This is a genomic window from Mycobacterium sp. MOTT36Y (assembly GCF_000262165.1).
GTDB lineage: Bacteria > Actinomycetota > Actinomycetes > Mycobacteriales > Mycobacteriaceae > Mycobacterium > Mycobacterium intracellulare.
Genome location: NC_017904.1, coordinates 1,467,329 through 1,479,535 on the forward strand (window position 1 = coordinate 1,467,329; position 12,207 = coordinate 1,479,535).

Consider the following 12,207-nt stretch of genomic DNA (forward strand, 5'->3'; position numbering starts at 1 on the left):
CATGGCGAAGGCATGGAACGGGCTGAGCCTGGCCAAAGACGCGGCCCGGGAACTCGGAATGCTGGTGCCGCGCACCGTGGCCGGTCTGCAGGAGTCCACTAATTGGTCCCCGTTGTCGCCGCGCGGTGCGCGCCAGTTCGGTGAGGTCATGCTCGATGAGCTTGTGCTGAGCGGCTTTTCGCTGCTCGGCGGGAGCCCCGCGGCGATGCGGCCGCTCGATGCCTGCATTGCGGCGGCCGAGGAGCTCTCGGCGCTCGGCATCGACCGCGCGCATGGCGACCCGAAACCGTTGCGGGAAGCCTCGATACGCCGGCACCGCATCGCCGGCCTGGCCTACGAACGGGTGACTTTCGAACACGATCCCGCGCTGCCGCCGAGCTTGGAGGCCGACGGCTTGGGCGGCCCGGCACGGGCGGTGGTGCACGTGTGCCGGCACGGCGACGGCCCCCGCCCCTGGCTGGTATGGGTGCACGGCGCCGGCCAGGGCGGCACCGAAGACCTGCTGATGTCCGGCATCGGCCGGATACATCGCAAGCTGGGTTTCAACATCGCGCTGCCGGTGCAGCCCGGTCACGGGTGTCGGCGCCGGCACTGGCCGGCGTACCCCGACATGGATCCGCTCGGCAACGTCGCGGGAATGATGCGGGTCGTCTCGGAGGTGCGCGCCGTGGTGCGCTGGGCACAGGGGCAAGGCACCGCCGTTGTGGTGGCAGGGATTTCGATGGGCAGCCCCGTGGCCGCGCTGGTCTCGCATCTGGAAAAACAGATCGATGCGGTGGCCCTGTACACGCCCATCCTGGGACTCAACGCGATGATCGCGCGGCACCTGCAGCGCTGGGGGCCCTCGCGCGACGGATTCCGCGAGCTGCTGGAATCTCCCGTCGTCACCCAGCTGACCTCGGTGATCGACCCCCTGGCCGTCACGCCGTCGCCGCCGCCGGAACGCCGGCTGATCGTCGGGGCGTGGCACGACCGGATGGCGATGCGCGAGCCCGCCAACGCGTTGCAGGAACGGTGGGGCGGCCAGTTGTACTGGTACGACGGCAGCCACGTCGGGCACATCTTCTCCCGGCGCGTGCAGCGCATCACCGACCGGTTCCTGCGCGACGCGGTGCCCGGCTGATGGCGCCCACCTGGACGGCGCGCACCGTCGTCGAACTCTACAACCTGGTCGTGTGGAACGAACGCAACATCGAGCTGGCCGAGGAGTTGTTGGGCGACACCGTCATTCGGCACGAGGTCGGTTCCTCCCGCACGCTGACCCACGCCGAAGCGGTCCAGCGGGTGGTGGACATGTGGCAGGCGGCCGAATCGTTGCACTTCGACCTCAACGTCGTCATCGAGGGCGACGACGGCGAACACGTGGCGATCGTCTACGACTCGACAATCAAAACCAAGGACGGCACCGAAACCAACATCGCCAGCATCGAGGTGTTCCGCGTGGTCGATGGCAAAATTACCGAGGTTTGGAACTGCGGCTACCAGCAAGGGGTTTGGAATTGAGTGACCGTACGCTTGATGAACTGGGCTTCTATCTGCTGGCCGGCGCGGGTGGGGAGGGCCCGGCGACCTTGATGGACGAGGCCCGCCGTGGCGAGGAACTGGGCTTCGGCACCGGATTCATCTCCGAGCGCTGGAACGTCAAGGAGGCCTCGTCTCTAGTCGGGGCGGCGTGCGCGGTGACCACTCGCATGCAGATCGCCACCGCCGCAACCAATCACAACACCCGCCACCCGCTCATCACGGGATCGTGGGCGACCACCATGCATCGTCTCTCCGGCGGCCGGTTCACCCTGGGCGTCGGCCGGGGCATCGCAGCGATCTACGGGGCCTTCGGTATCCCGGCGGTGACGACGGCGCAAATGGAGGATTGGGCCCAAGTCATGCGCCGGCTCTGGCACGGCGAGCTGATCTTCAACCACGACGGCCCGATGGGCAAGTACCCCATCCTTTTTCTCGATCCGGACTTCAACGAAGACATCCGGTTGGCCCTGGTGGCCTTCGGACCCAACACGCTCGCGCTCGGCGGCCGCGTATTCGACGACGTCATTTTGCACACCTACTTCACCCCGGAGACCTTGCAGCGCAGCGTCAAAACCGTGAAGTCCGCCGCGGAGAAGGCGGGCCGCGACCCCGACAGCGTGCGGGTGTGGTCGTGCTTCGCGACCGTCGGGGACCACCTGCCCGAAGAGCTGCGGCTGAAGAAGACCGTCGCGCGGCTGGCCACCTACCTGCAGGGCTACGGCGATCTGCTTGTCCGAACCAATGACTGGGATCCCGCTGTGCTGCAGCGGTTCCGGGAAGACCCGGTGGTCACGTCGATCGCGGGCGGGATCGACCACAAGGGGACGCCCGAGCAGATCGAGCACATTGCGACGCTGATTCCCGACGAATGGCTGGAGCCCTCGGCCACCGGGTCCGCCCAACAGTGCGTGGACCGCATCCGCAAGGAGTTCGACTACGGCGCCGACGCGGTCATCATGCACGGCGCCACGCCCGACGAGCTCGAGCCGATCGTCGCGGCGTATCGCGCGGCGAAGTAGCGCGAGCAGACGCGGAATCGCACTGTTGACACCTGATTCATGCGATTCTGCGTCTGCTCGGCAGAAAATTCAGGGCAGGATCACGGTCCGGGATACCGGCTCCGCGGCGGCCTGCCTGCTCGACAGGCCACGCTTCAAGGACGCGAGCAACGCATCGCGCGTCTCGCGGGGATCGATGAGTTCGTCGAACCCCATGTGTTCGGCCGATCGATAGGACGCCTCCAGCTCGGCGTTGCGCAGCTTGGCCGAGAGGTCTTCGCCGGCGTGTGAGGCGCGGCTCAGCGCCGCGGCGCTCATGGCGCCCATCGTCGCGCCGGGGTAGGCGAAGGTCGCGACCTGATGATCGAAACCCAACAGCGACATGACCATCGAGCCGAACCCGTACGCCTTACGCAGCGTGAGGTGCAGCTTCAACGTGGTGGCGGCCGTCTGCGCCGCGAACATCCGCGCACCGGCACGCAGCACGCCGGCGCGCTCGGATCGGCTGCCGGGCAGCATGCCCGGATTGTCGGCGAGGAACACGATCGGCAGGTGGAAGGAATCCGCCACCATGATGAAGTGGGCCGCCTTGTCCGCGGCGTCGGCGTCGATGGAGCCCGCGAGCACCTGGGGCTGATTGGCCACCACCGCGACCGGGTGGCCGCCGAGGTGGGCGAGTGCGCAGACCATCGCCCTGCCGAACTGGGGCTGCACCTCGAACCAGTCGGCGCTGTCGAAGACCACGTCGAGCACGGCGCGCATGTCGTACACCCGGCGGTTGTCCCGGGAGACGATGTCGAGCAGCTCCGGCGTCGCCCGCGGGTCAGCGGCCGCACCGGACGGTTGCGGCGACGGGTACGACCAGGCGCTGGGCGGGAAGTACGACAGGTAGCGGCGGACGTCGTCGAGCACCGCTTCGTCGTCCTCGGCGACATTGTGGATCACGCCGCTGGGCAGAGCGACGTCCGGCCCGCCCAGGTCCTCCTTCGAAATGTCTTCTCCGGTCGACTCTTTGACGACGGGGGGACCGGCGGTGAAGATCGCGCCCTGCCGGCTCATGATTCGGAAATCGCAAACCGGGGCCACCAGGGCGCCGTGCCCGGCCGAGGGGCCGAGGACGGCGGCGACGGTCGGGACGCGCCCCGAGCACTGCGCCTGCGCGAGCAGGTCGGTCGGCGTGCGCCCATAGTGCCCGCCGGTGGGGCGAAAGCCGGCGCCTTCGAGCAGCATGACCAGCGGGATCTTGTCGCGCAGGGCCAGTTCGGCGATGCGGTACCGCTTGGAATTGCCGCCGGGACCGATGCTGCCGGCCAGGGTCGTGAAGTCCTCGGCGCCCAGCATCACCGGTGAGCCGTTGATCTCACCGGAGCCCACGACCAGCCCGTCGGCCGCGGTCTCACCACCGACCAGGGTGCCGAGCTCGCGGAACGTGCCCGGGTCGAGGAGGTACTCGATCCGCGCGCGGGCGTCGAGCTTGCCCTTGTTGCGGTGCTTGTCGAGCCGCTCCGGCCCGCCCATTTCGAACGCGTGCTGACGGCGGCGCTCGAGATCGTCGAGCGTTTCTCCCCAGTCCTGGGCTTTCGGCATGCCTATGTCCTACCTCATCGAGGATCCGTCGCGCGACGAATCTCAGGTGGCGACGCCCCACGGATTGCGGGGTCACATACTGGATTGCTTACTGTAAAGTTACCCGCATGCCTGACGCGCCCCGCCTCAAGGTCCGTCTTCGGCCGGCGGGGGCGCCCCGAATCGAGGAGTTTCACCAGTGAGCGCAACCACGATGGACGAGGCCGCCAACCTGCTGGCGGACCCGTTGGCGTACACCGACGAGCAGGGGCTGCACGCGGCGTTGACGCACCTGCGCGCCAACGCCCCGGTGTCGTGGGTGGAGGTCCCGAATTACCGGCCGTTCTGGGCGATCACCAAACACGCCGACATCATGGACATCGAGCGTGAGAACATGCTCTTCACCAACTGGCCGCGTCCGGTGCTCACGACCGCCGAAGGCGACGAGATGCAGGCCGCCGCGGGTGTGCGCACGCTGATCCACATGGACGACCCGCAGCACCGGGTGGTGCGCGCGATCGGCTCGGACTGGTTTCGCCCGAAGGCGATGCGGGCCTTGAAGGTTCGCGTCGACGAACTGGCCAAGATCTACGTCGACAAGATGATGGCGGCCGGTCCGGAATGCGACTTCGTTCAGGAGGTCGCGGTCAACTACCCGCTCTATGTGATCATGTCGCTGCTGGGCCTGCCCGAGGCAGACTTTCCCCGCATGCTCAAGCTGACCCAGGAACTGTTCGGCAGCGACGATTCCGAATTCAAGCGCGGCAGCTCCAACGAGGATCAGCTGCCGGCGTTGTTCGACATGTTCCAGTACTTCAACGGCGTGACGGCGTCGCGCCGCGAGCACCCGACCGAGGATCTCGCCTCGGCGATCGCCAACGCCCGCGTGGACGGCGAACCGCTGTCGGACATCGATACTGTCTCCTACTACCTGATCGTCGCCACCGCGGGCCACGACACCACCAGCGCCACCATCTCCGGCGGCCTGCAGGCGCTCATCGAGAACCCCGACCAGCTGCAACGCCTGCGCGACAACCTCGACCTGATGCCGCTGGCCACCGACGAGATGATCCGCTGGGTCACCCCGGTCAAGGAGTTCATGCGCACCGCCGCCAGCGACACCGTGGTGCGCGGGGTGCCCATCGCCGCAGGCGAATCCGTGCTGTTGTCCTACGTATCGGCCAACCGCGACGAGGAAGTCTTCGACGACCCGTTCCGCTTCGACGTCGGTCGCGACCCCAACAAGCACCTGGCCTTCGGCTACGGCGTGCACTTCTGCATGGGTGCGGCGCTGGCCCGCATGGAGGTCAGCAGCTTCTTCTCCGAGCTGCTGCCACGCCTGGAAACCATTGAACTGACCGGTGATCCGGAGCTGGTCGCCACCACCTTCGTCGGCGGGCTCAAGCATCTGCCGGTTCGTTACTCACTGCGGCGGTGATCGATACACTTCCGCGGTGACGTCAAGGACGATTGTCATCACGGGTGCCAGCGACGGCATCGGCGCGGCTGCGGCGCGTCGCCTCTGCCGCGCCGGCGAGCGGATCGTCGTGGTGGGCCGCTCCCCAACCAAGACCGCCACGGTGGCCGCCGAATTGGACGCGGACCACTTCGTCGTCGATTACGCCGACCTGTCGCAGGTGCGGGCCCTGGCGGGCAAGATTCGTTCGCAACACCCGCGTATCGACGTGTTGCTCAACAATGCGGGCAGGATGGCCAGCAAGATCGAGCTGACCCCCGACGGCTACGAACGCACCTATCAGGTCAACTACCTGGCGCCGTTCCTGTTGACCACCCAATTGCTGGACGTGCTGCTGGAGTCACGCGCCACGATCGTCAACACGTCCAGCTCGTCACAGCGGCTGCTGCGCAACGTCAAGCTCGCCGATTTCGACACGACGGCACGGCGCCGGCCCAGCACCGCCTACGCGGTGGCGAAGTTGGCAAACATCTTGTTCACCAAGGAATTAGATCGCCGGTATCGGGCCGATGGCCTTTCGGTGGCAGTGGTTCACCCCGGTTTCGTCAACACCAATATCGGTCATTCGTCCGGCTCGCGGTTTTGACTACCATGCAACGCACGCCCGTCAGCCGAATGATCAAGTCCGCGGATGATGGCGCCGATCAGCTGGTCTGGTTGGCGACCAGCGTGCCCGGCGTCGACTGGGCGGTCGGCGAATACTACGCGAAAGGCAAAGTCGCCAAAGCCAATCGGGCGGCCTACGATCCGATCCTCGCACGCGAACTCTGGGATCACACCCTGGCCAAGCTTTCTTAGCGCCATCCTTTCGATACTCATTAGTATCCATTCGATACCGTGGAGTATGCTGCTGACCATGTCTCCTGTCAAGCCGCACCGAACCCGCCCCACCCGCGGCGAGGTTCGCGACCGCATCCTGGACGCGGCGGCGAAGGTTTTCGCCGCCGAAGGCTTCGCCGGGGCCACCATCGATGCCATCGGCCAGGCCGCCGGTTTCACCAAGGGCGCGGTCTACTCGAATTTCGAATCCAAAGATGAGCTGTTTTTAGCCCTGCTCGACCGCGAGTTCGAGCTCCGCGGCGAGCAGATCGCCACAGCGCTGGACAGCAGCGGCGGCGACACCGGGGCGGCCGCACGGGAATTGAGCCGGTCATGGCTGGACGCAGTTCGCGACCATTCCGATTTCTACGTGCTGTTCGTCGAATACTGGCTGCGCGCCCAGCGCGACAACCAGCTGCGCGAGCGCCTCATCGAACGCCGCCGCGCCGCCGCCGCCCACCAAGCGGTGCACATCGCCAAATCGAGCCCGTCCGTGGCATCCGATCGAGAGCTCGCCGACCTCGCCCAGCTCGTCGTCACCATCAACCTCGGCGTGGCGATGGAAGAGGTCCTGCGTCCCGGGACCATCAACCCCGACCTGCTAGCGCAGCTGGTCACCGCGGTGCTGGGATCGATTCGGGCTTCCGCCGGTCAGGGAGGGCCTCACCATGGGTACGAATGACGGGCCGGACGCCGCGGCGCCGGTGATCATCGCCCGCGGATTGGGGGTCGACGGTGAGCACGGGCCGCTCTTTTCGGGGGTCGACCTAACCCTGACGTCGGGATTTCACGCGATTCAGATGCCCGGGGGCCCAGGGCAGACCACACTGCTGCTGACGCTCGCGGGACGTTTCAGGCCGAGCCACGGCACGCTCACCGTCCTCGGCGAAACAACTCCGCGCGCGATCCGCCGGCAGTGCTCGATCGCGGCCTTCGAAGGCATCGACGAGCTGGAGGATTCGGTGACCGTGGAGACCGTGCTCGCCGAGCAACGGCGGTGGCTGGCGCCGTGGTATTCGTCGGTGCCGCTTCAATCGGGTCCGGCCGAGCTGGCCGAGGTCTTCGGCGAGATGGCCCCGCCGTCCGGCGACACCTACATCGTCGAACTGTCAGACCTCGAACTGTTTCTGCTGCGCATCACGCTGGCGTTGTTGTCGAATCGGCCGATCCTGGTGGTCGGCGACCTCGAACAGGTTCGCGACAATTCCCGGCGAACGATCGCGGCCGACAGGCTCGGCGTGATCGCCGAGCAGCGCACCGTCGTCGTCGGGGTGACCAACCCGCTCGGCACGGAGGCGCCCGACCACGAACTACACGATCACCGCATCCTGACCGGAGAGGGCTGAACGATGTTGGCTGGACTCGCCTTTGGCTCGGAGATCAAACGTTTCGGCCGTAGCCGATTGACACGCGTGGCCATCGTCGTACTGATGCTGCTGCCCCTGGTGTACGGGGCGCTGTACCTGTGGGCGTTCTGGGATCCGTTCGGCCACACCAACAAGATGCCCGTGGCGCTGGTCAACTCCGATCGTGGTGCCGTCGTATCCGGGCAACAGTTCAACGCCGGCGCGGAGATCGCCAAGAGCCTGACCGCGGACGGCGGCCTTGACTGGCACGTCGTGGACCTACCGGAGGCACGCAACGGAGTCGACCACGGCAAGTACTACTTCATGGTCGAATTACCGCCCGATTTCAGCGCGGCCATCGCGTCGCCGGTGACCGGGCAACCCAAGAAGGCCAACCTGATCGCCGTCTACAACGACGCCAACAACTACATCTCGACGAGTATCGGTCGTACCGCCATCGGCCAGGTGCTCAACGCCGTGTCCAGCCGGATCTCGGGACAGGCCGTCAATCAGATGCTGTCGGTGGTGGTTTCGTCGGGATCGGGTATCAAGCAGGCCGCCGACGGGGCCGCGCAACTCGATGACGGCGCCGGTCAGCTGGTGTCCGGCCTGGACACCGCGCGATCCGGCTCGGCAACGCTTGCCACCGGTGCCAAGCAACTGTCAGACGGAATCAACCAGGCCACCGACCCGCTGCTCGCGGTGACCAAGGCGGTATCGCAAATCGGCGGCAGCACGCAGCAATTGCAACAGGGCGCGGCAGCTCTTGCGCAGGCCAACGACCAACTCGGTGCCATCGCCGGGGCGCAGGATGCCGCCGCAAACTCGCTGTCATCGGTGATCGACCAGCTCTCCGCACGACAGGATCCGCTGGCGAACAACCTGCGCGGCATCCAAGATCAGCTCCGGGGTCACCAATTCACGCCTCAGATCCGCCAGCAGCTCACCGACGCGCAGAACGCGGCGATCGCCATGACATCGGGGTTGCGGAACCCGGGCAGCCCCCTGGGGTCGGCGCTCGACCAGGTCGGCAGCAAGGGACAGGAGCTGACGAACAAGCTCACCCAGCTGCGCGACGGAGCCCAGCAAGTCGCCACCGGCAACGCCGAATTGGCCGGTGGCATCGCCAAGCTCGACGACGGCGCACGACAACTCAAGGCGGGATCGGCCGAGCTGGCGACCAAACTCGCCGACGGGGCCAAGCAGGTACCCAACTGGACAAGCCAGCAAAAGGATGCGGTCGCCGAAACCATTGGTGGTCCGGTGCAACTCGAGGCTTCACATGAGAACGCCGCGCCCAACTTCGGCACCGGGATGGCTCCGTTCTTCCTCACGCTCGCCTTGTTCTTCGGTGCGTTGGTGCTGTGGATGGTGCTGCGGCCCTTGCAGTCTCGCCCGATCGCGGCGGAGGTGCTCGCATTCCGCGTGGTGCTCGCCAGCTACCTGCCCGCCGCCGCGATCGCGCTATTCCAAGCCGTCATTCTCTACTGCGTGGTCCGGTTCGCCCTCGGTATGCACGCCGTCCATCCCGCGGCCATGCTGGGGTTCATGGTGCTGATCTCCGGTGCGTTCGTAGCCGCGACGCAGGCGATCAACGCGCTTGTCGGTCCAGCGGTGGGCCGGGTGCTGATCATGGCTCTGCTCATGTTGCAGCTCGTCAGCGCGGGCGGCATGTACCCCGTGGAAACCACATCACGGCCGTTCCAGATCCTGCACCGCTTCGACCCGATGACCTATGGCGTCAACGGGCTCCGGCAGCTCATCCTCGGCGGCATCGACGCCCGACTATGGCAGGCGATCATCGTGCTGGCCGCGATAACCGCTGTCGCACTGGCGATCTCCTGCCTGTCGGCGCGACGAGACCGGCTCTGGAATCTCAGTAGGCTGATCCCCGCGATCAAGATGTAAGCAGGGTTTCAGGCTATCCCGAAATCGATGATGCCCCGGACGATTTTGCCGTTGAGCAGATCGTCGTAGGCGTCGTTGACCTCGTCGAGGCGATAGCGCTTGGTAATCATCTCGTCGAGCTGTAACTGACCCGTCTCATACAGCCTCGCCAACCTGGCGACGTCCGCCTTCGGGTTACACGAGCCGAAGATGGTGCCCGCCAACGTCTTATTGGTCAAGATGAAGTCCTGCAGGTCGATCTTGACCGACCGGGTCAACTGCGACGTCATGCCGGTGAGCACACAGGTCCCGCCCTTACGGGTGAGACGCACCGCATCGCGGACGTCCTCGGCGGTGATCAACGACGGTGAGACCACCACGGCGTCGGCCATCACCCCGTACGTCAGACCCCGCACCAGGTCCAGCGCCTCGGTCGTCGTCGCCACGCTGTGCGTGGCACCGAATTGCAAAGCCGATTTCTGTTTGAAGTCAACGGGATCGACGGCCACGATCTGCGCGGCGCCGTTGATGCGGGCTCCCTGGATGGCGCCCGTGCCGATCCCGCCGACGCCGATCACCACGAGGGTATCGCCGGCACGCATGTTGGACCGGTTGGCGACGGAACCGTATCCGGTCGGGATGGCGCACGACAGCAGCGCGCTCGGGGCCAGCGGCAGGTGTTGCTCGATCTTCACCAATGAATTCGTCGATACCACCGTGTGTTCGGCGAAGGCGCCGATCTTGGAGATGTGGCCCAGCTTCCGGCCGTCGGCGGTGTGGTGACGGAACGTGCCGTCGGTGGGCATTCCCGGGACCATGGTGCCGATGCCCTGGTCGCAAAGGTACTCGATTCCGCTGGCGCACCAACGGCATTGGCCGCACACGGCGACGAACGACATCACTACGTGGTCGCCCGGCGCAAAGTCGGTGACGCCCGGGCCGACCTCACGCACGATCCCGGCGCCCTCGTGGCCGCCGATCGTCGGGAACATGGTGGGCAGGCCGAGGGATCGCATCACCTCATTGGGCGCCGACATGTCTCCTTTGAGGATGTGGTCGTCGGAGTGGCACAAGCCGGCGGCGGCCATCTGCACCAGGACCTCTCCGGCCTTGGGCGGATCCAGTTCGAATTCCTCGACCGACCACGGCCCTCCCACGTCGTGCAGGATCGCTGCGCGGCTTTTCATGCGGCGGGCGCGAAAGTGACCGGAAGCTTGTTGGGCGACCGGAAGGTCAGCCCGACGATCTTGGATTCCACGCCGGTGCCGTCGTCGGGGACGAACGCCAAATCCTCGACGCGATCGAACAGGCTGTTCAACATGACCCGCGTTTCCAGTCGCGCCAGATGCATGCCCAGGCACATGTGAATGCCGCCCGCGAAGGCGATGTGGGCCTGGCGCGGGCGGCAGATGTCGAACGTATCGGCATCGGTCCAGCGGGTCTCGTCGCGATTGGCCGAACCCATACACATGTCGATCTGAGCGTTGGCCGGGATTGTCTTACCGCCGATTTCGACCTCCTCGGTCGTGGTACGCATGACCGTGGTCAGTGGCGTTTCGAAGCGTAGGCCCTCCTCGATCGCCATCGGCAACAAGGATCGGTCCCGACGGACCATCGCCAGCTGCTCAGGGTGGGTCAACAGCAGATACAGCAAATTGCCCGACGAACGGTACGTGGTTTCCAGCCCGGCCGGAAGAAGCAGCCGCAGGAAGGCGATGATGGCCTCGTCGGTGAGCTTCTCGCCGTCGATCTCCGCGGCGACCAGGTCTCCGATGATGTCGTCGGTGAGCTTGCGCCTGCGCTGCTCGACCTGTTTGAGGAAGTAGTCGTAGAGCTCGGTGGCGGCGTTCAACCCCGCCTCGATGTCGGTCGGGATCGAGATGAGGTCGAGCGACAGGCGTCGGAACAGGTCGAGATCTTCGGCGGGCAGACCGAGCAGCGTGGAGATGATCCGCGTCGGGAACTCGAAGGTCACCGCCTTCACCAGGTCCGCCTGGCCGTCGTTCTTGATTTCGTCGACGAGCTGATCGCACACCGGCCCGATGACCGAGGGCTCCCACCGCGCCAGCGCGGTCGCACGAAAGGCTTTGGCCACCAGGTTGCGGTGGTCGTGGTGTTCCCTGCCGCCCATCGCCAAAATGGTGTGTCCCATCACCAGCCCGATGGTCTTGTCGTAGGCGGCCGACGTGAACACCCGGTCGTCGCGGAAAGCCTGGGACACAGCGTCGTAATCGAACAGGACCCATTCGTCGTCGGGCCGCAATTCCTCGGGCAGCTGTCCGGAATCGGCCAGGGAACCATGCCAGACCGGGTCCGTGCGCCGCATGTACTCGAAGAACGGATAGGGGCTGGTTTCACCGGTGAAGTCGAGCGGGGGCACCACGGGCTGACCGTTCGGGTCAGTGCTGAGCGTCATCAGCGCTTCCTCCTGGAAACAACCGAGTCAGGCCGTTCGCGCGGACCGATCGTCGACCGCGAGTCCACGGCGGGTTTGTACCGAGCGGAATTTAGCTATCATAGTATAAATAGCAACGAATCCCAACGGCTCGCGCGATCGCCACACCCCGGTTAGGCATTGCCGCAACGCGTT

10 protein-coding genes and 1 pseudogene are annotated in these 12,207 nt (G+C 66.0%); 8 read left to right on the forward strand and 3 right to left on the reverse strand.

Annotated features, from left to right (window positions below):
- Position 1 precedes the first annotated feature (1 nt).
- From W7S_RS07075 to W7S_RS07085, 3 genes are read left to right on the forward strand one after another with little or no spacing between them, the layout of a single operon-like run.
- A complete protein-coding gene (locus tag W7S_RS07075) occupies positions 2–1,123 on the forward strand; it encodes a PHB depolymerase family esterase (protein WP_008254986.1) in 1,122 nt (373 codons plus the stop codon).
- Positions 1,123–1,503 (forward strand): nuclear transport factor 2 family protein, encoded by a 381-nt coding sequence (locus tag W7S_RS07080; protein WP_008254988.1) that lies wholly within the window; start codon positions 1,123–1,125, stop codon positions 1,501–1,503. The genes W7S_RS07075 and W7S_RS07080 overlap by 1 nt, the downstream gene beginning before the upstream one ends.
- Positions 1,500–2,543: a TIGR03857 family LLM class F420-dependent oxidoreductase gene (locus W7S_RS07085; protein WP_008254991.1), complete on the forward strand. Its 1,044-nt coding sequence runs from the start codon at positions 1,500–1,502 to the stop codon at positions 2,541–2,543. Before W7S_RS07080 ends, W7S_RS07085 begins: the two co-directional genes overlap by 4 nt.
- A 69-nt stretch (positions 2,544–2,612) precedes the next feature.
- On the opposite strand, the gene W7S_RS07090 is transcribed toward W7S_RS07085, so the two are convergent.
- Positions 2,613–4,109, reverse strand: a complete 1,497-nt coding sequence (locus tag W7S_RS07090; RefSeq protein ID WP_008254993.1) for an acyl-CoA carboxylase subunit beta — start codon at positions 4,107–4,109, stop codon at positions 2,613–2,615.
- Between the two features lie 193 nt (positions 4,110–4,302).
- Here W7S_RS07090 and W7S_RS07095 point away from each other — a divergent pair, with 193 nt between their 5' ends.
- The 5 genes and pseudogenes from W7S_RS07095 (at position 4,303) to W7S_RS07115 (ending at position 9,638) form a co-directional block, all read left to right on the forward strand.
- Positions 4,303–5,526, forward strand: coding sequence for a cytochrome P450 (locus tag W7S_RS07095; RefSeq protein ID WP_020822050.1), 1,224 nt, complete (start codon positions 4,303–4,305; stop codon positions 5,524–5,526).
- A 16-nt stretch (positions 5,527–5,542) separates the two neighbouring features.
- Positions 5,543–6,363 (forward strand): annotated as a pseudogene (locus W7S_RS07100) (SDR family NAD(P)-dependent oxidoreductase).
- Between the two features lie 46 nt (positions 6,364–6,409).
- Entirely contained in the window at positions 6,410–7,066 is a 657-nt protein-coding gene (locus tag W7S_RS07105) for a TetR/AcrR family transcriptional regulator (RefSeq protein ID WP_008254998.1), read from the forward strand.
- Entirely contained in the window at positions 7,053–7,730 is a 678-nt protein-coding gene (locus W7S_RS07110; protein WP_008255000.1) for a hypothetical protein, read from the forward strand. The genes W7S_RS07105 and W7S_RS07110 overlap by 14 nt, the downstream gene beginning before the upstream one ends.
- A 3-nt stretch (positions 7,731–7,733) precedes the next feature.
- Positions 7,734–9,638: a YhgE/Pip domain-containing protein gene (locus W7S_RS07115; RefSeq protein WP_036428662.1), complete on the forward strand. Its 1,905-nt coding sequence runs from the start codon at positions 7,734–7,736 to the stop codon at positions 9,636–9,638.
- An 8-nt stretch (positions 9,639–9,646) separates the two neighbouring features.
- Here the strand turns inward: W7S_RS07115 and W7S_RS07120 are convergent, their stop codons facing one another.
- Both W7S_RS07120 and W7S_RS07125 read right to left on the reverse strand, forming a co-directional pair.
- Complete coding sequence (locus tag W7S_RS07120; RefSeq protein ID WP_008255004.1) at positions 9,647–10,804, reverse strand: Zn-dependent alcohol dehydrogenase; 1,158 nt, start codon at positions 10,802–10,804, stop codon at positions 9,647–9,649.
- Entirely contained in the window at positions 10,801–12,033 is a 1,233-nt protein-coding gene (locus W7S_RS07125) for a cytochrome P450 (RefSeq protein ID WP_008255006.1), read from the reverse strand. Before W7S_RS07125 ends, W7S_RS07120 begins: the two co-directional genes overlap by 4 nt.
- Between the last annotated feature and the right edge of the window lie 174 nt (positions 12,034–12,207).